We start from the raw sequence: 21,315 nt of genomic DNA, 5'->3' as shown, positions 1-21,315 counted from the left end.
CTTCCGACTGCGCGCCGCCTCAGGCCATGCGGGCGGAACCCGGACGGATGCCACGGCGGAGCAGACGGCCGATGCCGTAGGTCCACGCGAGCTGTGCCCGTGCGCGCAGGCTCAGGTGCCGTGCGGTCTCGTGCGGCACGAACCACGCATTGTGGCCGGTACGCCGGACGAGGTCGTAATTGCCCTGGCGCAAAACGGCACGCGTCTCCCCGAACCGCTCCCGGTCGTCGACCACGACCAGCTTGGGCTGGAAGCGGCTGAGCGTTAGTCCCTTCAGCACGTCGGGCTCGGCGCCTTCCACGTCCACCGAGAGGAAGTCGATGCTGGAGACACCGGCTGCGTCGAGAATGGAGTCGAGGGTCGCGGCCGGCACCTCGATCACCATGTCCTCCGGCCGTACCTTGCGCGGATCAAAGACGACGGTGCTGGCACCGCGCCGCTCCAGCAGGGCCACGCGGCCGGCGCCGGCGGCCTCGGGTGCAACACAGGCGCACTGCACCACGTCAGCCTGACGGGCACGGCGCAGATTTTCAGCGAATTCCGGCACGGGCTCAACCAGAAGGCCCCGCCATCCGGTGAGTTCCAGGTGGAGCGTCTGGCTCTGGAAGACCGGGTCGTAGGCCCCCACCTCGACAAAGAAGCCCGTCGAACCCAGAAAACGGGACGTGAGGCCCCGTTCCTCCTGGGCAGTATAGATAGCGTCCCCGGCCAAACCGGCGGCGTTCGCCACGTTCATCACATGCCCCCAATGCGGCTTACGCATACACGGCACGCCGCGTGACCAGCGTGCCGAGAGGGCCCCCGCCCACTCGCGCTCGACATAGCACGGGGGAGGCAGAAATATACCTCTCCAAAAACGAGCCCTTCTAAGGACATGCAATGCAGCATTGCACTATTCCCATGGGTTAACGAGCGATTGCCCGCACCATGCACGCGTTGCATTGCTGCAATGCGTCAGCGCTCTATGGCGATGCAGCATGAGAGCATATGTTGCTGCCAGCAAGTGGAGTCGCTGCAAGGCGGACCACAAAAGGAGAAGTAAGATGTTGCTCTGGGGTTTGCTGGCTCGCCAGTTTCGCCGGTGGCAGGTCTACAACCGCACGGTTGCGGAGCTGTCCAGCCTTGATGATCGCTCTCTCGCGGACATCAACGTGTCGCGCAGCGAGATTCGGGCCGTGGCCCGTCACGCTTCGGCCGTTGCCTGATTTCAGGCAACGCCGCCATGGCTGAGCCTGCCTTCGGGCAGGCACCGGAGAGTGGTCCCTCAGGGGGCCATTTTCGTTTTTGGAGCCCTCACAGGACGCGGACGCCTGCGAGGGTTGAAGTCTGAGCGGCGCGTGTGGCACATCCCTTGTCCCGCCGGATGCCCCCTGATCGCCGGCGGCGCACTGGAGCCGCGATGCCTGACACTTTTTGGCCCGACCGTCCGAATGGCGATAATGTCGCACCCGTTCATGTGGTCGGCGGCGGTCTCGCGGGCTCGGAGGCAAGCTGGCAGCTGGCGATGCGCGGCGTCCCCGTGGTGCTCCACGAGATGCGGCCCGTGCGGGGCACCGAGGCGCACCTCACCGATGGCCTCGCCGAGCTGGTCTGCTCCAATTCCTTCCGCTCCGACGATCCGCAGGGCAATGCGGTCGGCGTGCTCCATGCGGAGATGCGCCGGGCCGGCTCGCTGATCCTGAAGGCGGCCGACGCCAACCAGGTGCCGGCCGGCGGCGCGCTGGCAGTGGATAGGGAGGGCTTCTCCCGCGCCGTCACCGCTGCGCTCGAGGAGCACCCCCTCATCGAGATCCGCCGCGAGGAGATCACCGGCCTGCCCCCGGCCGAGTGGGACAATGTAATCCTCGCCACCGGCCCCCTCACCTCCCCCGCGCTGGCCGAGGCCATCCTCGGCCTCACCGGGGAAAGCGCCCTCGCCTTCTTCGACGCCATCGCGCCCATCGTGCATTTCGACAGCATCGACATGGGCAAGGCGTGGTTCCAGTCGCGCTACGACAAGGCGGGACCGGGCGGCACGGGCGCGGACTACATCAACTGTCCCCTCGATGAGGCCCAATACAACGCCTTCGTCGATGCGCTGATCTCCGGCGACAAGGCCCCGGTGCGCGACTTCGAGGCCAAGACGCCCTATTTCGACGGCTGCCTGCCCATCGAGGTGATGGCGGAGCGCGGCCGGGAGACGCTTCGCTTCGGCCCCATGAAGCCGGTGGGCCTCACCAATCCCCACGCGCCGGACGTCAAAGCCTATGCCATCGTCCAGCTGCGGCAGGACAACAAGCTGGGCACGCTCTACAACATGGTCGGCTTCCAGACGAAGCTGCGCCATGGCGAGCAGGCCCGCGTGTTCCGCACCATTCCGGGACTGGAGAACGCGGAGTTCGCCCGGCTCGGCGGGCTCCACCGCAACACCTACCTCAATTCCCCGCGCCTGCTGGACGGCACGCTGCGCCTGAAGGCTGATCCGCGCCTGCGCTTCGCCGGCCAGATCACCGGTTGCGAGGGCTATGTGGAAAGCGCCGCCGTGGGCCTCATGGCCGGGCGCTTCGCTGCGGCCGAGCGGCTGGGGCAGGAGGTGCCATTGCCGCCGCTGACCACCGCGCACGGGGCGCTGCTCGCCCATATCACCGGCGGGCATATCGAAGCGGAGGCCGAGGGCGGCCCCCGTTCCTTCCAGCCCATGAATGTGAATTTCGGCCTCTTCCCCCCGCTCGCCGAGGCGCCGAAGGGCGAGGCCGGCAAGCGCTTGCGCGGGGCCGAGAAGACGCTCGCCAAGAAGAAGGCGCTCGCCGCGCGCGCGCTGACCGACATCCTCACCTGGCTCGACAGCCCGCCAGAGGCGGCTTAAGAGGCCCGGATGCCGCGCCAGTCCGTCACGCCGCCGCCCTTGGAATATGATGCCGACCCGGCCCGCTTCGCCGTGGACACGGTGCTGAAGCGCGATGTCTTCTCCACCGTGGAACGCGGCACCTGGACCGACCGCCATGGCCGGGAATGGCCCGCCGTGCGCCGGCGCTGGAACGACGTCTCGCTCTGGTTCGCGCCCATCGCCTACCAGCTCGCCGCCCATGAGATTCACGCACTGGAGAAGGTGACGCGCACCGGCGTCACCACGCCGCTGCTCGCCGTGGGCAAGCGCTTCCTGGTGCGCGGCTGGATCGACGGGGCGCCGCTCCAGATCGCCCGGCCGGCCGGCGACATGCACTTCTTCCATTCCGCCCGCGCCGCGCTGCTGACACTCCATCGTGCCGGCTACGTCCATAACGACCTCGCCAAGCAGCAGAACTGGCTGCGGGGGGCGGACGGCGAGGCGTGGCTGATGGACTTCCAGCTCGCCCTGCCCTTCAGCCGCCGGTCCAAGATCGGGCGCGTGCTGGCCTACGAGGACCTGCGCCACCTTCTGAAGCACAAGCGCACCTATTGCCCGGACCAGCTCACGCCGCGCGAGAAGAAGGTGCTGGCCACCAAGAGCCTGCCCACCCGCGTGTGGATGGCCACCGGCAAGAAGGTCTACCGCTTCGTGACCCGGCGGCTGATGTCCTATTCCGACACCGAGGGCCGCGGCCCGCGGGTGACGCAGGTGGGGCCGCGGATCGCCGCAGCCCTCGCCAGCCATCCGGCGGTGGCGGAGGTGCACATGTCGGACTTCCAGACGCTGGGCGGCAAGGTGGGCCTCTACGCCTTCGTCGCGCCTTCGGCTCCGGTAACGGCGGACGCCCTGCGCGCCCATCTCGCGGCCGCACTGCCCGACCGGCCGCACCTCGACCATCTCCAGATCGTCCCGGTGCTGCCCAAGGGGCCGGACGGCGCCGTGCGCGACGACCTGCTGCTGCTCATCGCCCGCAATCAGATCGAGATGCTGGACCAGCTTGCCGGCTCGGAGGCCGTGCGCCTTCAGGTGGCCGAGATCGCCCGCGGCCGCCTCAACCTCACCGATCGCATCACCCGCCCCGCCGCCTGACGAAAGTTGAGCGGCGCGGCGTGGCTCCGGCCCATTGATTAAACGGACAACCGTTTTATTCTAGTTCCTGCTTCCCGTCGGCGGCCGCGACCGCGCATGAGAATCGGGGGAGCGAGGGAGGATGTGACCATGCTGCCGAACGCCCCCGGGGGTTTCGATTTCGACCTCGGCGAAACCGCCGACATGCTGCGCGACACCGTGCGCGATTTCTCCCAGGCCGAGATCGCCCCGCGCGCTGCCGAGATCGACAAGACCAACCAGTTCCCCCGCGACCTGTGGCCCAAGCTCGGCGCGCTGGGCCTGCTCGGCGTGACTGCGGAAGAGGAATACGGCGGCTCGGGGCTCGGCTATCTCGAGCACGTCATCGCCATGGAGGAGATCTCCCGCGCCTCCGCCTCGGTGGGCCTCTCCTATGGCGCGCACTCCAACCTGTGCGTCAACCAGATCAGCCGCAACGGCACGCCCGAGCAGAAGGCCAAATACCTGCCCAAGCTGATCTCCGGCGAGCATGTGGGCGCCCTCGCCATGTCCGAGCCGGGCGCGGGTTCGGATGTCGTCTCCATGCGCACCCGCGCGGAGAAGAAGGGCGATCGCTACGTCCTCAACGGCTCGAAGATGTGGATCACCAACGGCCCCATCGCCGAGACGCTGGTGGTCTACGCCAAGACCGACCCCGCCGCTGGCCCGAAGGGCATGACGGCCTTCCTCGTGGAGAAGGGCTTCAAGGGCTTCTCCACCGCCCAGAAGCTCGACAAGCTCGGCATGCGCGGTTCCGACACCGGCGAACTCGTGTTCGAGGATTGCGAGGTGCCGGAGGAGAACGTGCTCGGCGCCGTGGGCAAGGGCGTCAATGTGCTGATGAGCGGGCTCGACTATGAGCGCGCGGTGCTGGCCGGCGGCCCGACTGGCATCATGCAGGCCTGCATGGACGTGGTGATGCCCTATGTCCACGAGCGCAAGCAGTTCGGCCAGCCCATCGGCACGTTCCAGCTGATGCAGGGCAAGATCGCCGACATGTACGTGACCATGAACGCCACCAAGGCCTACGTCTACGCGGTGGCCAAGGCGTGCGACCGTGGCGCCACCACCCGCGAGGATGCGGCCGGCGCCATCCTCTATGCGGCGGAGAAGGCTACCTGGATGGCGCTGGAGGCGATCCAGACGCTGGGCGGCAACGGCTACATCAACGATTATCCCACCGGCCGCCTGCTGCGCGACGCCAAGCTCTACGAGATCGGCGCCGGCACCAGCGAAATCCGGCGGATGCTCATCGGCCGCCAGCTTTTCGACAAGACCGCCTGATACCTGCGGCCAAGCTCCCGTCAGCGTGTCTGGCGGGAGGCCGGCCGGCGGATTATCGTAGGGGCGGGTTTGCGCACCACGACGCCCCACGGTCGCGCGCTCGGCGGCGGAAGCACGGCTCCCGTTGCCTGTCGAAGTGACGAACCGAAGGATGAAATGCCATGAAGAAGATCATTCTGGCCGCTACCGCTCTCTCTCTGGCTCTGGCTCCCGCCGCCGCTTTTGCGCAGGGCGTGGTGAAGGGTGCCGAGCAGGGCGCCAACGCCGGCGCTTCGGCCGGTGACAAGGCGGCCGGCCCGGTCGGCGCCGGTGTCGGCGGCACGGTTGGCGGTGTGGGCGGCGCGGTCGCGGGCGGCGTCGCCGGCGGCGTGCAGGGCACCGGCCACGGCGCCGAGAAGGGCGCCAAGGAAGGCGAGAAGGCCGCCGGCCCGGTGGGCGCGGTGGTCGGCGGCGCGGTCGGCGCGGTCGGCGGTGCCGTGGGCGGCGTCATCGGCGTCAAGTGACGGCACGTCCCAGCCATTCCGGCTGAGTGATTGAAAGGCCGGCGCAGGCAGTCCCTGCGCCGGCCTTTTTTCGTTGGGTCAGGCCGATTCGCCGTATCCGCCCCGCGGCCAGAAGGGCAGGCGCGCCAGCCCGTTGAGCAGGTAGGCATACATGGCTTGTCCCGGCGCCACGGCGCTGATGAGCACCGAGAGGACGGCGGTCGCGATAAACAGCGGCAGCACCCCGCCGGCGGCGCCCCGCAGCGAGCGATGGCGCGGCTTCACGTCCAGATAGCGGATGGCGATGGTGAGCACGGCCAGCATAGTCATGTTGCCGGCGTAGACCAGAACAGCCGGCGTCAGCCCGCCATAACGACCCACCAGCCCCGACGAGAACGGCACGGTGGTGACGAAGAACAGGAACAGCAGGGCGAGGCGCACCGTGTGCCGATCGACCGTCTCGCTGGTCGGCCGGATTTCGATGCCGCTGCGCCAGAAGGCGCCAAGCACGAAGAACGAAATCACATAGGTCAGCGTCTGGTGCGACAGCGACAGGAGATGCGCCGTCAGCTCCGCTGCCGAGGTGAGCGCAAGGTTGTCCGGCAGGCGGATGTCCAGCACCAGAAGCGTCATGGCGAAGGCAAAGATGCCGTCGCTCAGGGCATCCACGCGCGCCTTGGGGAAACGCCCGCGCTGGAAGCGGGGACGAGCCGCCGGGCCTGCGGCGGGGTCTGCGGTGGATTGCGGTTCGGCGCTCATGATGCCCGGGCTCGACGCGGCAGCAGGGCGCCGCCGCGTCAGCTTAAGCCGGAGCGGGCCGCTGTCACCCCGAGATGGAGCCCACCGCACGCTTCAGCATCACCTTGGCCAGCTGAGCGCGATATTCCGCGCTGCCGTGGAGATCGCTCATGAGGTTGGACGGGTCGAGCGCGAGGCCGGAGATGGCGCCCACCGTGAAATCGGAGCCGAGGATGTCCCCCGCCTCGGTCCACAGAAAGACGCCGGACTGCCCGGCCCCCGTCACCGCCACCCGCACCTCGGCCGCCGTCTTCGCCACGAACACGCCGGCCATGGCATAGCGCGAGGCGGGATTGCGGAACTTGGCGTAGGCTGCCTTCTCCACCTTGGGGAAGTCCACGCGGGTGATGATCTCCCCCTCCTCCAGCGCCGTCTCGAACAGGCCCCGGAAGAAATCGGACGCGCCGATGGAGCGGCGGTCGGTGACCACGGTGGCGTTCAGGGCGAGCACGGCGGCGGGATAGTCGGCGGTCGGGTCGTCATTGGCCAGCGAGCCGCCGATGGTGCCCCGGTTGCGCACCGCCACGTCGCCGATCATGCCGGCAAGATCCGCGAGGGCCGGAATGGCGGCCCGCACCACGTCCGAGGCGGCGACCGCCGCATGGCGCGTCATGGCACCGATGGAGACGCCTTCCGTGGTGGCGCAGATGCCGGAAAGCTCCGGAATGCGGGAGAGGTCCACCAGCGCGGTGGGCTGGGCGAGGCGCTGCTTCAAAGTCGGCAGCAGAGTCTGCCCGCCGGCCAGCGCCTTGGCCTCCGGATCGGCGGAGAGCAGCGCGGCGGCGGCGGCGATGGCGTCGGGACGCTGATAGTCGAAGGCGTACATGGCGTCCTCCTATTCCGCAGCAAGACGAGACGCGCGAGCCTGCGCGATGGCCCACACCCGGGACGGCGTGGCGGGCATGGGCACGTCCTCGGTGCCGAGCGCATTGGTCAGCGCGTTGATGACGGCGGGTGGCGCGCCGATGGCCCCGGCCTCGCCGCAGCCCTTGATGCCGAGCGGGTTGGAGGGGCAGCGGGTCTGCGTCATGCCCACGGTGAAGGAAGGCAGGTCGCCGGCGCGGGGCATGGTGTAGTCCATGTAGGAGCCGGTCACGAGCTGGCCGTCCGCGTCATAGGTGACGCCTTCCATCAGCGCCTGGCCGATGCCCTGCCCGATGCCGCCGTGGACCTGCCCCTCGACGATCATCGGATTGATGATCTCGCCGAAATCGTCGATGGCGACGAAGGACTTGATTTCGACGACGCCGGTCTCCGGGTCCACCTCCAGTTCGCAGATGTGGCAGCCGGCGGGGAAGGTGAAGTTGGTGGGATCGTAGAACGCCCCCTCCTTCAGCCCCGGCTCGATTTCGGAGGTGGGGAATTTGTGCGCCACATAGGCATTGAGCGCCACCTCGGCGAAGGCGAGCGAGCGGTCGGTGCCGGCAACGGTGAACTTGCCGTCCTTGAACTCGATGTCCCCTTCGGAGGCCTCCAGCATATGGGCGGCGATCTTCTTAGCCTTGGCCTCCACCTTGTCGAGCGCCTTCACGATGGCCGACATGCCCACCGCCCCGGAACGCGAGCCGTAGGTGCCCATGCCGAACTGCACCTTGTCGGTGTCGCCATGGACCACGCTCACCTGATCGATGGGGATGCCAAGGCGGGCAGAGACGAGCTGGGCGAAGGTGGTCTCATGCCCCTGCCCGTGGCTGTGCGAGCCGGTGAGCACCTCCACGTTGCCGGTGGGGTTCACGCGCACTTCCGCGCTTTCCCAGAGGCCGACGCCAGCGCCCAGCGAACCCACCGCCGCCGATGGGGCGATGCCGCAGGCCTCGATATAGGCGGAGAGACCGATGCCGCGCAGCTTGCCGTTGCGCTCGGATTCCGCACGGCGCGCCGGGAAGCCCTTGTAGTCCGCCACCTCCAGCGCCTTGTCGAGGGAGGCGACATAATCGCCCGCGTCGTAGCACATGATGACGGGCGTCTGGTGCGGGAACGACTTGATGAAGTTGCGGCGGCGGAAGTCGGCCGGGTCTTCCCCGCGCTCGCGCGCCGCCTTCTCGACGATCCGCTCCAGAAGGAACGTCGCCTCCGGCCGCCCGGCGCCGCGATAGGCGTCCACCGGGGCGGTGGTGGTGTAGATGGCATCCACCTCGCAATAGATGGCCGGGATGGCGTACTGGCCCGACAGCAGCGTGGCGTAGAGATAGGTGGGGATGGAGGAGGCGAAGGTGGAGAGATAGGCGCCCATGTTGGCGCGCGTCTTGATGCGGAAGCCGATGATGTGGCCGGCCTCGTCCATCGCCAGTTCGGCGTGGGTGATGTGGTCGCGGCCGTGGGCGTCGGAGAGGAAGGCCTCAGAGCGGTCGCCCGTCCACTTCACCGGCCGGCCCACCTTCTTCGCCGCCCAGGTGCAGACGGTTTCCTCCGCATAGATGAAGATCTTGGAGCCGAAGCCGCCGCCCACGTCCGGGGCGATGACGCGTAGCTTGTTTTCCGGCGCGATGCCGACGAAGGCGGAGAGCACGAGGCGGGCGACGTGCGGGTTCTGGCTGGTGGTCCAGAGGGTATAGGCCTCGTCGCCGGAATCATATTCGCCGATGGCCGCGCGCGGCTCGATGGCGTTGGGGGCGAGGCGGTTGTTGACGATGTCGATGCTCGTCACCTTCGCCGCGCGGGCGAACGCCGCCTCGGTGGCGGCCTTGTCGCCCAGTTCCCACTCGAAGGCGGTGTTGCGCGGGGCGCAATCGTGGATCTGCTCGCCGTCGGTGGCGCTGGCTAGGTCTGCGACCGCCGGCAAAAGCTCGTATTCGACCTCGACCGCGAGCGCGGCATCCTTCGCCTGGTTCAGGGTCTCGGCGATGACCACGGCCACGTGGTCGCCCACATAGCGCACCTTCTCCTTCGCCAGCGCCGGATGGGAGCCCATCTTCATGGGGCTGCCGTCCTTGGAATGGATCATCCAGCCGCAGATGAGGTCGCCGAGCCCATCGGCGGCGAGGTCCGCACCGGTCAGCACGTCCACGACGCCCGGCATGGCCTTGGCCGCGGTCGCGTCGATGTGGCGGATGCGGGCGTGCGCGTAGGGCGAGCGGACGAAATAGGCGTAGGCCTGCCCCGGACGATCGAGATCGTCCGTGTAGCGGCCCTTGCCGGTGATGAAGCGGTGGTCTTCCTTGCGCCGGACCGCGGCGCCGATGGGCGTGACGGAGCTGGAAACGCTGGCGTTCATCGGGATCCTCCCGGCGCCGCCCTTTGCGGGCGGGCTATGTCTGCGAAATGCGTGGCGGACGGGGTGCGGTAGCCGCCTATTCAGCGGCGCGCGGCGCCTCGGCGGAGCCCATGGCGGCGGCGCCCGCGGCGACGGCCTTGACGATGTTGTGGTAGCCCGTGCAGCGGCAGATGTTGCCGTCGAGGTTCTCGCGGATGGTCGTCTCGTCGATGTCCGGGCCGAAGCGGGCCACGAGATCCACCGCGCTCATGATCATGCCCGGCGTGCAGAAGCCGCACTGCAGGCCATGATTCTCGCGGAAGGCTTCCTGCATGGGGTGCAGCTTTCCGCCGGTCGCCAGCCCCTCGATGGTGGTGACGGAGGCGCCATCCGCCTGCGCGGCGAGCATGGTGCAGGACTTCACCGCCACCCCGTCGAGATGGACGACGCAAGCGCCGCACTGGCTGGTGTCGCAGCCCACGTGCGTGCCGGTCAGGTCCAGCGTCTCGCGCAGGAACTGCACCAGCAGGGTGCGCGGATCGATCTCGGCTGAGACGGACTTGCCGTTCACGGTCAGACGGACGGGGACGCGAACGATGGTCGTCGCCTCGGACATGCCTCACCTCCCTGGGCAGGCGCCTCTCCGGCGCGGGGTTCGTCCCCGCGTCCGGCGTTTACGGCGGCCGGCCGTTTTTCATTCCTCCAATGTGGGACGGCGCCGGTGACGCGGTCAAGACGGGGGTGCTCCGATGGGGGAGCCCGTCACGCTCTCGTGCGCGCGGGCTCTGGCAGGGCCAAAGCATCGTCCTCGGCGATCAGCGAGGGCTCGCTCTCCTCCGCCTCCATGATCGCCAGTGCATCAGCCCGCGAGGCGAAGCGGTTGGCGATGACGCCGACGATGACCAGCTGGAGGAAGTGGTAGAGCATGATGGGCGTGATGATGAGCGACAGCGCCGGCGCCGCGCCAAACATCACGTGCGCCATGGGCAGGCCCGTCGCCAGCGACTTCTTGGAGCCGCAGAAGGCCACCGCCACCGTGTCCGGCGCGGAAAAGTCCATCAGCCGGCACACCCCGCGGGTCAGCGCGTAGACCACCGCGAACAGGCCGACGACGGCGACGATCACCTCGGCCAGCAAAAGCGGGCTGAGCCCCTTCCACACACCCGAGACCACGCTGTCGCAGAAGGAGTTGTAGACGATGGCGAGGATCACCACCCGGTCCGCCGCCTTCACCACCGCGCGGTGGCGCTCCACCGTCTTGAGCAGCAGCGGCCGCAGCGCCTGACCGATGGCGAGGGGCAGCACCACCAGCGTCACCAGCTTCAGGATGACCGCGCCGAGGTCCATGCCGTCACCCACGGCGTGGAGATACCACGCCATGAGGGCCGGGGTGGCGAACACGCCGATGAGGCTGGAGATGGAGGCGTTGAAGATGGCCACCGGCACGTTGCCGCGCGCCAGCGAGGTCATCGCCACCGAGGACGACACGGTGGAGGGCAGCGCCGCGAGGAAGAAGAAGCCGATGGCGAGCGGCTCGGGAAACAGCCCGCCGGCCAGCGCCAGCGCACCCACCACCACGGCGGGGAAGACAAGGAAGGTGGTGGCCTGCACCACGAGGTGGAGGTCCCAGCGCGCCGCGCTCTCGAAGAGCCGCCGCGGGGAGAGCGAGACGCCGTAGAGCAGGAAGATGACCGCCACGCCCCACGTTGCTGCCTTGTCGGCATGGAGGATGCCGCCGGTGACGCCCGGTCTGGGCCAGGCGAGGGCAAGAACGACGGCGGTGGCGAGGGCGACGAGAAAGGGATCGAGCTTCAGTCGTGACAACATGAGCCGTGTGACGAGGCGTGGGGATGATGTCCCCTCCCCGCGGCCGCTTCCCGTCCCCATCGGAGCCCGCTGCGCCTGAGGCGCGGAATGGCTCCGCTTTGTGCCGCATCGGAAGCATCTGAGATGCCCGCGGCGGCCCTGCCGATCTTGTTGTCGACAATATACCAGAAAGGTATCCGCCTGCACTTGCCCCCGCAAGGGCGAAATAAAGGCAGTGGAAGCTTGGCAGAAGGCTGTGGTTGACGGGGGCGGCGACGCAATTGTGTCAGCCGATGGGCCGGGTTATGACTCTCCAATACGGCAGCGCACAATCATCGGGCACGATGAGATAAGAGGCGCCCGAACAGAGGGGTTCAAGCGGCGGATGGATGTCTTCCTCCAGCAGCTCATCAACGGATTGACCCTCGGGTCGATCTACGGACTGATCGCCATCGGCTACACGATGGTCTTCGGCATCATCGGAATGGTGAACTTCGCCCACGGCGACGTGTTCATGGTCAGCGCCTTCATCGCGCTCATCTGCGTGCTGCTGCTGACGACCGTGGTCGGCCTCAGCTCCATCTTCCTCATCCTCGCCATCACGCTGGTTGTGGCGATGCTGTTCACCGGCCTCGTGAGCTGGACCATCGAGCGGGTGGCCTACCGCCCGTTGCGCGGCTCCTTCCGCCTCGCGCCGATGATCTCCGCCATCGGCATGTCCATCCTGCTCTCGAACTTCGTGCAGGTGGCGCAGGGGCCCCGCAACAAGCCGCTGCCGCCCATGGTCACGGACGTGATCGTCGTCATGGAGAACAACGGCTATCAGGTCACGCTGGCCTACAAGCAGGTTATCATCATGGTGGTGACGGCGGTGCTGCTGGCGGGCTTCTGGTATCTCGTCCAGAAGACGTCCCTCGGCCGCGCGCAGCGGGCCTGCGAGCAGGACCGCAAGATGGCGGCGCTGCTGGGCGTGAACGTGGACCAGACCATCGCCCTCACCTTCGTCATCGGCGCCGCACTCGCCGCCGTCGCGGGCGTCATGTACCTCATGTATTACGGCGTGGTGAACTTCGCCGACGGCTTCGTGCCGGGGGTGAAGGCCTTCACCGCCGCCGTGCTGGGGGGCATCGGCTCGCTGCCGGGGGCGGTGCTCGGCGGCATCCTCATCGGCCTCATCGAGACCTTCTGGTCGGCCTATTTCTCCATCGAATACAAGGATGTGGCGGCGTTCTCCATCCTTGTCGTCACACTCATCTTCCTGCCGCAGGGCCTGCTCGGCCGGCCGGAAGTGGAGAAGGTGTGATGGCGACCGTATCCGGTCCGGGGCTCAACGATCTGGGACTGCCCGATCCCACCGTGGTGCTCGATCCGGTCCCGCTGCCGCCCCCCGGGCCGGAGCGGCGGCCCTCGGCAGTGGCGGGTGCGATCAGGGACGCCATCGTCAGCGGCCTTCTGACGGCGCTGCTGCTGCTTCCGCTCGTCGGCTTCCGTGCCAGCGAATCGGGCACCGGCTCGCTGGTCCTCACCTATCGCTTCGGGCTCGTCGCCATCTTCGCGGGCATCGTGATGGTGGGACGCTTCGTCCTCATGATCACGGTGTGGAATCCGAGCCGGCCGCCCCGCCGCGTCTCCACCACGCCCGGCGCCATGGCCCGTCTCGGCGCGCTGGCGGCGCCGGCGGTGAAGCCGGTGTTCTTCAGCTTCGCCATCCTCTACCCGTTCCTGTCCATCCTGCTCGCCGGCGGGCTCAGCCCGAGCCGCTACTGGGTGGACCTCGGCATCTACATCCTCACCTATGTGATGCTGGGATGGGGGCTGAACATCGTGGTCGGCCTCGCCGGCCTTCTCGATCTCGGCTACGTCGCCTTCTATGCGGTGGGCGCCTATACGTTCGCCCTCCTCTCCACCAGCGTGCCCATCAACGACTTCTTCGCCGGCACGCTGGGGGACGATTTCTGGACCGCCTGGGCGTTCTGGATCTGCCTGCCCCTCTCGGGCATCCTCGCGGCCATGTGGGGCGTCATCCTCGGCTTCCCGGTGCTGCGCCTGCGCGGCGACTATCTCGCCATCGTCACCCTGGCCTTCGGCGAGATCATCCGCCTCGTGCTCATCAACTGGGTGTCGCTGACCAACGGCGGCGCGGGCATCTCCTCCATCCCGCCGATCACCTTCTTCGGCGTGCCGTTCGATTCCTCCGAGACGGGGTTCGCGAGCATCTTCGGGCTGGAGTTCAACTCCATGCACCGGATGTTCTTCCTCTATTTCGTCATCCTCGGCCTCGCCGCGCTCACTGCGGTGGTCACCATCCGCCTGAGGAAGATGCCGGTGGGGCGCGCCTGGGAGGCGTTGCGCGAGGATGAGATCGCCTGCCGCTCGCTGGGCATCAACACGACGCTCACCAAGCTCACCGCCTTCGCCACCGGCGCCATGTTCGGCGGCTTCGCCGGCGCCTTCTTCGCGGTGCGAATCCGCTTCGTCTCGCCCGAGAGCTTCACCTTCATGGAATCGGCGGTGATCCTCGCCATCGTGGTGCTCGGCGGCATGGGCTCGCAGATGGGCGTCGCGGGCGCGGCGATCCTGCTCATCGGCGGCATGGAGCTGCTGCGCAATCTTTCCTTCCTCAAGGCCGACTTCCTCTTCGGACCGGACTTCGACCCCTCCCTCTACCGCATGCTCATCTTCGGCTTCGCCATGGTGGCGGTCATGGTGTGGCGTCCGCGCGGCCTCGTCTCCAGCCGCATGCCGACCATCTTCCTGAAGGAGCGCAAGGCGGTGTCGGGATCGCTGGTGAAGGAAGGGCACGGCTGATGGCGGGCGAGCCCCTCTCCCCGGCCCGGTCCTGGGATCGCAATCCGATCCTGAAGGTCGATCACCTGTCCATGCGCTTCGGCGGTCTCGTCGCCGTCAACGACGTGTCCTTCGCCGCCGGGCGGGGCGAGGTGACGGCGGTGATCGGCCCCAACGGTGCCGGCAAGACCACGGTGTTCAACTGCATCACCGGCTTCTACAAGCCCTCAACCGGCCGCCTCGCTCTGTTCCACGGCGGCCCGGCGACCGACGCGGAAGTGGATGGCGTCACCGCCTCGGGCCTCGCCTGGGGCAAGTCTCAGGCCGGCGCGCTCTACCTGCTGGAGCGCCTGCCCGACCACAAGGTGGCCTCCTGGGCACGGGTGGCGCGCACCTTCCAGAACATCCGCCTGTTCTCGGGCATGACGATCCTCGAAAACCTGCTGGTGGCGCAGCATATGTCGCTGACCACCTCCGGCCTTCTCAACCCCGCCGCCATCCTCAACCTGCCGTCCTGGCAGCGGAAGCAGAAGGGCGCCGTGGACCGCGCGCTCTACTGGCTCAACAAGATCGGTCTCATCGACCGTGCGGACGATCCGGCGGGCGACCTGCCCTATGGCGACCAGCGACGGCTTGAGATCGCCCGCGCCATGTGTACCGACCCGGTGCTGCTTTGCCTCGACGAGCCCGCCGCCGGGCTCAACCCGCGCGAATCCGCGGCGCTGAACGAGCTGCTGCTCTCCATCCGGCGCGAGCACCAGGCCTCCATCCTGCTCATCGAACACGACATGTCGGTGGTGATGGAAATCTCTGACCACGTGGTCGTGCTGGAGTACGGCTCCAAGATCGCCGACGGCACGCCGGACGAGGTGCGCAACGATCCGCGCGTCATCGCCTCCTATCTCGGGGTCGAGGACGAGGAAGAGGCCGTCGCCGTGGTGGAGGCCGGGGCATGAGCATGCAGCCCGACACCCAGACTGCCCCCTCCCCCGCCGCGCGCAAGGCGCCGCTGCTCTCCGTATCGGGCGTCACCGCCTATTACGGCAACATCATCGCGCTCAAGGGCGTGGACATCGAGGTGAACGAGGGCGAGATCGTCACCCTCATCGGCGCCAACGGGGCCGGCAAGTCCACCCTGATGATGACCATCTGCGGCAGCCCCCGCGCCCGCGACGGTCGCATCGTCTATGCGGGGCGGGACATCACCGCCCTGCCCACCCACGAGATCATGCGCCTCAAGATCGCGCAGTCTCCGGAGGGCCGGCGCATCTTCCCGCGCATGACGGTCTACGAGAACCTCCAGATGGGCGCCGCCATCGACGGCAACGCCCATTTCGCCGAGGATCTGGAGCGCATGTTCACGCTGTTCCCGCGCCTAAAAGAGCGCATCGACCAGCGTGGCGGAACGCTCTCCGGCGGCGAACAGCAGATGCTGGCCATCGCCCGCGCCCTCATGAGCCGCCCGCGCCTGTTGCTGCTGGACGAGCCCTCCCTCGGCCTCGCGCCCTTGGTGGTGCGGCAGATCTTCGATGCCATCCGCATGCTCAACCGCACAGAGGGGCTCACAGTGTTCCTGGTGGAGCAGAACGCCTTCCATGCGCTGAAGCTCGCCCACCGCGGCTATGTGATGGTCAACGGTCTCGTCACCATGTCCGGCACCGGCGCGGAGCTGCTGGCCCGGCCGGAGGTGCGCGCCGCCTATCTGGAAGGAGGGCGCTGACGTGACCGCACACGACGCCGCGCGCGATCCCGGCCGCGTCACCTCCCCCATGCTCATCGGCCCGGCCATTGCGCTGGTCGTGCTGGTGGCGACCTTGTTCCTCTGGCCGGAGGAACTGATCGGCGCCTCGCTGGGCGACTTCCTGCTGGTGACGCTGTTCCTCGGCGGCGGGGCGGCCTGGCTCACCGGCAAGGCGGTCGCGCGGTCATGGGAATCCTATGTCCACCTCGTCGTCTATTGCGCGCTGCTCGCCTGCGCGGTGCGCTTTTGCCATTTCGCGCTGTTCCAGGCGACGCTGTTCGACCCGGAGCCGCTGGCGGTGGAATTCGTGCTGCTGGCCTCCATCGCGACGCTCGGTTTCCGCGCCATGCGGCAGCGGCAGATGACCGTGCAATACGGCTGGATGTACGAGCGGCAGGGGCACCTGGCGTGGCATCCGCGCCAGCCTGGCGACGACTGAAGAGCGGGCCGCGGGTACCCTCACGAGAGGGATCGACTCGACCCGTGATTGCGGCACAATGCGCCGCCAACGGATTCACCGGGGCCGGATTGACGCCGGCAGGGTGCAGAAGGGGAGACAAGGCATGAAGAAGCTTTTGATGGCGTCGCTGGCGCTCGGCGCCGGCCTCGCCCTGGCGGCGCCGGCTCAGGCGCAGGTGAAGATCGCCGTCGCCGGCCCCATCACCGGCGATCTCGCCGCCGTGGGCGCGCAGCTGAAGAACGGCACCGAGCAGGCCATCATCGACATCAACGCCTCCGGCGGCATCCTCGGCCAGAAGATCGAGTTCCTGGTCGGTGACGACGGCGGCAAGCCCGAGCAGGGCAAGTCGGCGGCCAACAAGCTCATCACCGACGGCGCCAAGTTCGTCATCGGCCACTACAATTCCGGCGTCTCCATCCCGACCTCGCAGGATTATGAAGAGGCCGGCGTGCTGCAGATCAGCCCTGCCTCCACCAACCCCACCTTCACCGAGCGCAAGATGTGGAACACCTTCCGCACCTGCGGTCGCGACGACCAGCAGGGCGCGGTGGCCGGCGCCTACATCCTGAAGAATTTCAAGGGCAAGAAGATCGCCGTCGTCCACGACAAGACGCCCTACGGCAAGGGCCTCGCCGACGAGACCCAGAAGGCCCTCAACAAGGGCGGCGTGAAGGAAGTCCTCTACGAGGGCATCAACCCGAAGGAGAAGGACTATTCGGCCCTCGTCTCCAAGATCAAGGCGACCGGCGCCGATCTCGTGTACTTCGGCGGCCTCTATCCGGAAGCCGGCCTGATCGTGCGCCAGATGCGCGACCAGGGCATGAAGACCGTGCTGATGGGCGGCGACGGCATGATCGACAAGGAGTTCTGGTCCATCGCCGGCGACGGCGCCACCGGCACCCTGACCACCTTCGGTCCTGACCCGCGCAAGAACCCCGCCGCCAAGGCCATCGTGGACAAGTTCAAGGCCAAGGGCATCGATCCCGAGGGCTACGTGCTCTACTCCTACGCCGGCGTGCAGGTCATCAAGCAGGCCGCCGAGGCGGCCAAGTCCCTCGACCCCAAGAAGGTGGCCGAGAAGATCCATTCGGGCATGAAGTTCGACACGGTGCTCGGCCCGCTCACCTTCGACAAGAAGGGCGACATCACCAAGCTCGACTACGTGGTCTACGTCTGGAAGGACGGCACCTACAGCGAGCTGTGATGCCCCGCGGCCTGATCGAGGCGTGAACACTCCGAAGCCTGCGCCCCCCGGCGCAGGCTTCTTCGTTTGAGCCAAACTTCGTCATCAGGCCTTGCCCAGGCGCGCTTGTCTTCGGACCCCGCTTTGGCAATCATGCTGCCACAAGGGCAAGGCGCGTCCCATGCGCCCGAAGCCCGGCGTGCGAAGACCGGACCAACGGCTCCGCGCCAGACATTCAGACTCATTTCGAGGGGATCGGGATGAACAGGCTTTCCTTCGCCGCGCTTGCCGTCTGCGCCGGCCTCGCTTTTGCGCCGGGCGCCAGGGCCGATGTGAAGATCGGGGCGGCCGGGCCGCTCACCGGCTCCATCGCCGCCTTCGGCGCGCAGATGAAGACCGGCGTCGAGCAGGCGGTGAACGACATCAACGCCGCCGGTGGCATCAATGGCCAGAAGATCGTGCTTCTCGTGGCCGATGACGGTGGCAAGCCCGAGCAGGGCGTGGCGGCGGCCAACAAGCTCATCACCGATGGGGCGACCTTTGTCATCGGCCACATCAATTCCGGCATTTCGATCGCCGCTTCATCGGATTATGCCGATGCCGGTGTGCTGCAGATCAGCCCCGCCTCCACCAATCCCGCCTACACCGAGCGCAAGCTGTGGAACACGTTCCGCACCGCCGGCCGCGACGACCAGCAGGGGCCGGTGGCGGGCGCCTTCCTCGCCCAGAAGTTCAAGGGCGGCAAGATCGCCATCGTCCACGACAAGTCGCCCTACGGAAAGGGCCTCGCCGACGAGACGCAGAAGGCTCTCAACAAGGCCGGCGTGAAGGAAGTGATGTACGAGGGCATCAACCCCGGCGAGAAGGACTATTCCGCCCTCGTCTCCAAGATGAAGGCGGCCGGCGTCGACGTGATTTACTACGGCGGCCTGCACCCCGAGGCTGGACTGATCGTCCGCCAGATGCGCGACCAGGGCCTGAAGACCGTTCTCATGGGCGGCGACGCTCTGGCCGACAAGGAATACTGGAACATCGCCGGCACCGGCGGTACCGGGACGCTGATGACCTTCGGCCCCGATCCCCGCAAGAATCCAGCGGCCAAGGGCATCGTGGAAGCCATGACCGCCAAGGGCATCGATGCCGAGGGCTATGTGCTCTATTCCTACGCCGCCATGCAGGTCATCAAGCAGGCGGCCGAGGCGGCGAAATCCCTCGACCCGCAGAAGGTGGCGGCGCAGATCCACACCGGCATGACCTTCCAGACGGTGCTCGGCCAGCTCTCCTTCGACAAGAAGGGTGACATCACCAAGCCCGACTTCGTGGTCTATGAGTGGAAGAACGGCGGCTACAGCGAGCTGTAGGCCGCCTGTCCCCTTCTCCCCTCGCGGGAGAAGGTGGATCGCGGCGCAAGCCGCGAGCCGGATGAGGGGGTGTCACCTCGATTGTCGCGCCCTGCCCCCTCACCCCCAGTCCCTCTCCCGCAAGGGGAGAGGGGAGCACTACGGCGGGAAGACAACCGGAGGACGCCCATGCCCCAGACCATCACCCGCGGCTACAAGGCCCTCCTTGCCGAGGCGAACGCGAAGGTCGAGACCGTGACGCCGCAGGAAGCCCTGCGCCGCGCCGGCGAGGGCGCGCTGCTGGTGGATCTGCGCGACCCGCGCGAGCTGGAACGCGAAGGCCGCGTGCCGGGCGCCTTCCATTGCCCGCGCGGGATGCTGGAATTCTGGATCGACCCGGAAAGCCCCTATTTCAAGCCGGTGTTCGGCGAGGATCGGGCCTTCATCTTCTTCTGCGCCGGCGGCTGGCGCTCCGCGCTGTCGGCGGCGACGGCGCAGGACATGGGGCTGAAGCCGGTCGCCCATGTGGAAGGCGGCTTCAAGGCGCTGCGCGAGGCCGGCGCCCCCATGGAGGCGCCCTCCTCCTACCCGACCGTCCTGTAGACCTCGTCCGCCCGCTTCTCGAACGCATCGGCGAAGCGGCGGAAGGCGGCGTCGAACATGGCGCCCATGAGCATGCCCAGCGTGCGCGAGCGGAATTCGTAGGAGATGAAGAACTTCACCTCGCACGCGCTTTCGCCCTGAGGGATGAACTCCCAGCGGTTGTCGAGGCGGCTGAAGGGGCCGTCGAGATATTCCACGTGGATGGTGAGGCGGGGCCGGTCGAGCGTCACCCGCGAGGTGAAGGTCTCGCGGATCAGCTTGTAGGCGACCGTCATATCCGCCACGAGGATTTCCACGCCCTCGTCCGACTTGGTGCGGCGCTTGACGCGCAGCGCCTGGCACAGCGGCACGAACTCGGGGTAGTGCTCCACGTCCGCCACCAGGTCGAACATGTCGGGGGCGGAGTGCCTGACGCGCCGGCTGTTGGAGAAGGAAGGCACGTCAGGCGCGTCCGAGGCGCGCCGCGCGGTTCGAGCGCAGCTTCTCGAAATCGTCGCCCGCATGGTGGGACGAGCGGGTGAGCGGGCTCGCCGAGACCATCAGGAAGCCCTTGGCGTAGGCCACCGTCTCATAGGCCTTGAACTCGTCCGGCGTCACGAACCGCTCCACCTTGTGGTGCTTGCGGGTGGGCTGGAGATATTGGCCGATGGTGATGAAATCCACGTCCGCCGAGCGCAGGTCGTCCATCAGCTGGAGCACCTCGGGCCGCTCCTCGCCGAGGCCGACCATGATGCCGGACTTGGTGAAGATGGACGGGTCCAGTTCCTTCACCTTCTGCAGCAGGCGCAGCGAATGGAAATAGCGCGCGCCGGGCCGCACGGAGAGGTAGCGCGAGGGTACCGTCTCCAGATTGTGGTTGAACACGTCGGGGCGCGCCGCGACCACCACCTCCAGCGCCCCGTCCTTGCGCAGGAAATCAGGGGTGAGAATCTCGATCGTGGTCTTCGGACTCGCCTTGCGGATGGCGGCGATGGTGCGGGCGAAATGCTCGGCACCGCCGTCGGCGAGATCGTCCCGGTCCACTGAGGTGATGACGGCGTGGGAGAGGCCGAGCTTGGCGATGGAATCCGCCACCTTTTGCGGCTCGTCCCGGTCGAGAGCATCCGGCAGGCCGGTGCGCACGTTGCAGAACGCGCAGGCGCGGGTGCAGGTGTCGCCCATGATCATGAAGGTGGCGTGCTTCTTCTCCCAGCACTCACCGATGTTGGGGCAGCCCGCCTCCTCGCACACGGTGACGAGCCCGTGCTCCTTCACGATGCCGGCGGTCTTCGACCAGCCGGCCGAGCCCGGCGCCTTCACCCGGATCCACTCCGGCTTGCGCAGCACCTCGGTTTCCGGCCGATGCGCCTTCTCCGGATGACGCGGCCGTTCCCGCGTGTCGATCACCGTGACCATGAGCGAACTTCCATACCCGGCAGGACGCCATGACGGCGCCTGCAATCCACCAACATAATGCTCCGCGCCGCCGCCCGGAAGGGACGGCGCCGCAGGGCCGGCATACTCCAGCGCAGACGTTCCGTCAGCGCGACCTGATCGCCCGCCACGCCCAGAGCAGGATGATGGCCCCGACGATGGCGGCGATCAGCGTGCGGAAGAAGCCGTGGACCGGCACCTCCAGCACGCCCGCCAGCTTGTCGCCGATGAAGGCGCCCGCCACGCCGA

Annotated in this window: 22 protein-coding genes; 13 read left to right on the top strand and 9 right to left on the bottom strand. The window is 67.7% G+C overall.

The window, feature by feature from the left end; all coding sequences use genetic code 11:
* Nucleotides 1-19: 19 nt before the first annotated feature.
* Complete coding sequence (locus ACT54R_RS22205; RefSeq protein ID WP_476330194.1) at nt 20-736, bottom strand: FkbM family methyltransferase; 717 nt, start codon at nt 734-736, stop codon at nt 20-22.
* A gap of 307 nt (nt 737-1,043) precedes the next feature.
* Here ACT54R_RS22205 and ACT54R_RS22200 point away from each other — a divergent pair, with 307 nt between their 5' ends.
* The 5 genes from ACT54R_RS22200 (at nt 1,044) to ACT54R_RS22180 (ending at nt 5,763) form a co-directional block, all read left to right on the top strand.
* A complete protein-coding gene (locus tag ACT54R_RS22200; protein ID WP_168457794.1) occupies nt 1,044-1,205 on the top strand; it encodes a YjiS-like domain-containing protein in 162 nt (53 codons plus the stop codon).
* Nucleotides 1,206-1,399: 194 nt separating this feature from the next.
* Entirely contained in the window at nt 1,400-2,845 is a 1,446-nt protein-coding gene (gene trmFO / locus ACT54R_RS22195) for a methylenetetrahydrofolate--tRNA-(uracil(54)-C(5))-methyltransferase (FADH(2)-oxidizing) TrmFO (protein ID WP_476330191.1), read from the top strand.
* A gap of 9 nt (nt 2,846-2,854) precedes the next feature.
* Complete coding sequence (locus tag ACT54R_RS22190; protein ID WP_476330187.1) at nt 2,855-3,958, top strand: serine/threonine protein kinase; 1,104 nt, start codon at nt 2,855-2,857, stop codon at nt 3,956-3,958.
* Nucleotides 3,959-4,087: 129 nt separating this feature from the next.
* A complete protein-coding gene (locus ACT54R_RS22185; protein ID WP_168457791.1) occupies nt 4,088-5,260 on the top strand; it encodes an isovaleryl-CoA dehydrogenase in 1,173 nt (390 codons plus the stop codon).
* Nucleotides 5,261-5,421: 161 nt separating this feature from the next.
* Entirely contained in the window at nt 5,422-5,763 is a 342-nt protein-coding gene (locus tag ACT54R_RS22180; RefSeq protein WP_393973696.1) for a hypothetical protein, read from the top strand.
* Between the two features lie 78 nt (nt 5,764-5,841).
* Here ACT54R_RS22180 and ACT54R_RS22175 read toward each other — a convergent pair whose 3' ends face one another.
* The 5 genes from ACT54R_RS22175 to ACT54R_RS22155 form a co-directional block, all read right to left on the bottom strand.
* The gene (locus tag ACT54R_RS22175) at nt 5,842-6,501 is read right to left on the bottom strand and encodes a TMEM175 family protein (protein WP_476330181.1); all 660 of its coding nucleotides are present in this window, start codon (nt 6,499-6,501) and stop codon (nt 5,842-5,844) included.
* Between the two features lie 64 nt (nt 6,502-6,565).
* Nucleotides 6,566-7,366: an FAD binding domain-containing protein gene (locus ACT54R_RS22170; RefSeq protein ID WP_476330178.1), complete on the bottom strand. Its 801-nt coding sequence runs from the start codon at nt 7,364-7,366 to the stop codon at nt 6,566-6,568.
* 9 nt (nt 7,367-7,375) lie between these two features.
* Nucleotides 7,376-9,754 (bottom strand): xanthine dehydrogenase family protein molybdopterin-binding subunit, encoded by a 2,379-nt coding sequence (locus tag ACT54R_RS22165; RefSeq protein WP_476330175.1) that lies wholly within the window; start codon nt 9,752-9,754, stop codon nt 7,376-7,378.
* Between the two features lie 76 nt (nt 9,755-9,830).
* Nucleotides 9,831-10,349 (bottom strand): (2Fe-2S)-binding protein, encoded by a 519-nt coding sequence (locus tag ACT54R_RS22160; RefSeq protein ID WP_476330172.1) that lies wholly within the window; start codon nt 10,347-10,349, stop codon nt 9,831-9,833.
* Between the two features lie 146 nt (nt 10,350-10,495).
* Nucleotides 10,496-11,560 (bottom strand): bile acid:sodium symporter family protein, encoded by a 1,065-nt coding sequence (locus ACT54R_RS22155; protein WP_476330169.1) that lies wholly within the window; start codon nt 11,558-11,560, stop codon nt 10,496-10,498.
* 364 nt (nt 11,561-11,924) lie between these two features.
* On the opposite strand from ACT54R_RS22155, the gene ACT54R_RS22150 reads away from it, so the two are divergent.
* From ACT54R_RS22150 to ACT54R_RS22115, 8 genes are all read left to right on the top strand, one after another.
* On the top strand, nt 11,925-12,842 hold the full coding sequence (locus tag ACT54R_RS22150) for a branched-chain amino acid ABC transporter permease (protein WP_476330166.1): 918 nt from the start codon (nt 11,925-11,927) through the stop codon (nt 12,840-12,842).
* Nucleotides 12,842-14,347, top strand: coding sequence for a high-affinity branched-chain amino acid ABC transporter permease LivM (gene livM, locus ACT54R_RS22145; protein WP_476330163.1), 1,506 nt, complete (start codon nt 12,842-12,844; stop codon nt 14,345-14,347). The genes ACT54R_RS22150 and livM overlap by 1 nt, the downstream gene beginning before the upstream one ends.
* Complete coding sequence (locus ACT54R_RS22140) at nt 14,347-15,282, top strand: ABC transporter ATP-binding protein (protein WP_476330160.1); 936 nt, start codon at nt 14,347-14,349, stop codon at nt 15,280-15,282. Before livM ends, ACT54R_RS22140 begins: the two co-directional genes overlap by 1 nt.
* Nucleotides 15,279-16,046, top strand: a complete 768-nt coding sequence (locus tag ACT54R_RS22135; RefSeq protein WP_476330157.1) for an ABC transporter ATP-binding protein — start codon at nt 15,279-15,281, stop codon at nt 16,044-16,046. Before ACT54R_RS22140 ends, ACT54R_RS22135 begins: the two co-directional genes overlap by 4 nt.
* A gap of 1 nt (nt 16,047) precedes the next feature.
* A complete protein-coding gene (locus tag ACT54R_RS22130) occupies nt 16,048-16,506 on the top strand; it encodes a DUF6867 family protein (RefSeq protein ID WP_476330155.1) in 459 nt (152 codons plus the stop codon).
* Between the two features lie 124 nt (nt 16,507-16,630).
* On the top strand, nt 16,631-17,731 hold the full coding sequence (locus tag ACT54R_RS22125) for a branched-chain amino acid ABC transporter substrate-binding protein (RefSeq protein WP_476330151.1): 1,101 nt from the start codon (nt 16,631-16,633) through the stop codon (nt 17,729-17,731).
* A 239-nt stretch (nt 17,732-17,970) separates the two neighbouring features.
* Nucleotides 17,971-19,071, top strand: a complete 1,101-nt coding sequence (locus ACT54R_RS22120) for a branched-chain amino acid ABC transporter substrate-binding protein (protein ID WP_476330148.1) — start codon at nt 17,971-17,973, stop codon at nt 19,069-19,071.
* Nucleotides 19,072-19,239: 168 nt separating this feature from the next.
* Entirely contained in the window at nt 19,240-19,653 is a 414-nt protein-coding gene (locus tag ACT54R_RS22115) for a rhodanese-like domain-containing protein (protein WP_476330144.1), read from the top strand.
* On the opposite strand, the gene ACT54R_RS22110 is transcribed toward ACT54R_RS22115, so the two are convergent.
* The 3 genes from ACT54R_RS22110 to ACT54R_RS22100 all read right to left on the bottom strand — a co-directional run bounded on the left by ACT54R_RS22110 (nt 19,635) and on the right by ACT54R_RS22100 (nt 21,310).
* Nucleotides 19,635-20,093, bottom strand: coding sequence for a type II toxin-antitoxin system RatA family toxin (locus ACT54R_RS22110; protein WP_476330142.1), 459 nt, complete (start codon nt 20,091-20,093; stop codon nt 19,635-19,637). The two genes, ACT54R_RS22115 and ACT54R_RS22110, sit on opposite strands and share 19 nt — an antisense overlap.
* Nucleotide 20,094: 1 nt before the next feature.
* Nucleotides 20,095-21,048 (bottom strand): lipoyl synthase, encoded by a 954-nt coding sequence (lipA, locus tag ACT54R_RS22105; RefSeq protein WP_168457776.1) that lies wholly within the window; start codon nt 21,046-21,048, stop codon nt 20,095-20,097.
* Nucleotides 21,049-21,172: 124 nt separating this feature from the next.
* Nucleotides 21,173-21,310 carry a GlsB/YeaQ/YmgE family stress response membrane protein gene (locus ACT54R_RS22100; RefSeq protein WP_476330864.1) on the bottom strand — a complete coding sequence of 46 codons (138 nt, stop codon included), beginning with the start codon at nt 21,308-21,310 and terminating at the stop codon, nt 21,173-21,175.
* Nucleotides 21,311-21,315 lie beyond the last annotated feature (5 nt).

The organism is Xanthobacter sp. DMC47, assembly GCF_056313845.1.
Note: the sequence above shows the minus strand (reverse complement) of the source record. Positions and strands in the feature narration are given on the sequence as shown.

Excerpts from the sequence above, each read along its gene's own strand:
- ACT54R_RS22205 (WP_476330194.1), bottom strand. The coding sequence starts at position 736 with ATGAACGTGGCGAACGCCGCCGGTTTGGCCGGGGACGCTATCTATACT.
- ACT54R_RS22200 (WP_168457794.1), top strand. The coding sequence starts at position 1,044 with ATGTTGCTCTGGGGTTTGCTGGCTCGCCAGTTTCGCCGGTGGCAGGTC.
- trmFO (WP_476330191.1), top strand. The coding sequence starts at position 1,400 with ATGCCTGACACTTTTTGGCCCGACCGTCCGAATGGCGATAATGTCGCA.
- ACT54R_RS22190 (WP_476330187.1), top strand. The coding sequence starts at position 2,855 with ATGCCGCGCCAGTCCGTCACGCCGCCGCCCTTGGAATATGATGCCGAC.
- ACT54R_RS22185 (WP_168457791.1), top strand. The coding sequence starts at position 4,088 with ATGCTGCCGAACGCCCCCGGGGGTTTCGATTTCGACCTCGGCGAAACC.
- ACT54R_RS22180 (WP_393973696.1), top strand. The coding sequence starts at position 5,422 with ATGAAGAAGATCATTCTGGCCGCTACCGCTCTCTCTCTGGCTCTGGCT.
- ACT54R_RS22175 (WP_476330181.1), bottom strand. The coding sequence starts at position 6,501 with ATGAGCGCCGAACCGCAATCCACCGCAGACCCCGCCGCAGGCCCGGCG.
- ACT54R_RS22170 (WP_476330178.1), bottom strand. The coding sequence starts at position 7,366 with ATGTACGCCTTCGACTATCAGCGTCCCGACGCCATCGCCGCCGCCGCC.
- ACT54R_RS22165 (WP_476330175.1), bottom strand. The coding sequence starts at position 9,754 with ATGAACGCCAGCGTTTCCAGCTCCGTCACGCCCATCGGCGCCGCGGTC.
- ACT54R_RS22160 (WP_476330172.1), bottom strand. The coding sequence starts at position 10,349 with ATGTCCGAGGCGACGACCATCGTTCGCGTCCCCGTCCGTCTGACCGTG.
- ACT54R_RS22155 (WP_476330169.1), bottom strand. The coding sequence starts at position 11,560 with ATGTTGTCACGACTGAAGCTCGATCCCTTTCTCGTCGCCCTCGCCACC.
- ACT54R_RS22150 (WP_476330166.1), top strand. The coding sequence starts at position 11,925 with ATGGATGTCTTCCTCCAGCAGCTCATCAACGGATTGACCCTCGGGTCG.
- livM (WP_476330163.1), top strand. The coding sequence starts at position 12,842 with ATGGCGACCGTATCCGGTCCGGGGCTCAACGATCTGGGACTGCCCGAT.
- ACT54R_RS22140 (WP_476330160.1), top strand. The coding sequence starts at position 14,347 with ATGGCGGGCGAGCCCCTCTCCCCGGCCCGGTCCTGGGATCGCAATCCG.
- ACT54R_RS22135 (WP_476330157.1), top strand. The coding sequence starts at position 15,279 with ATGAGCATGCAGCCCGACACCCAGACTGCCCCCTCCCCCGCCGCGCGC.
- ACT54R_RS22125 (WP_476330151.1), top strand. The coding sequence starts at position 16,631 with ATGAAGAAGCTTTTGATGGCGTCGCTGGCGCTCGGCGCCGGCCTCGCC.
- ACT54R_RS22120 (WP_476330148.1), top strand. The coding sequence starts at position 17,971 with ATGAACAGGCTTTCCTTCGCCGCGCTTGCCGTCTGCGCCGGCCTCGCT.
- ACT54R_RS22115 (WP_476330144.1), top strand. The coding sequence starts at position 19,240 with ATGCCCCAGACCATCACCCGCGGCTACAAGGCCCTCCTTGCCGAGGCG.
- lipA (WP_168457776.1), bottom strand. The coding sequence starts at position 21,048 with ATGGTCACGGTGATCGACACGCGGGAACGGCCGCGTCATCCGGAGAAG.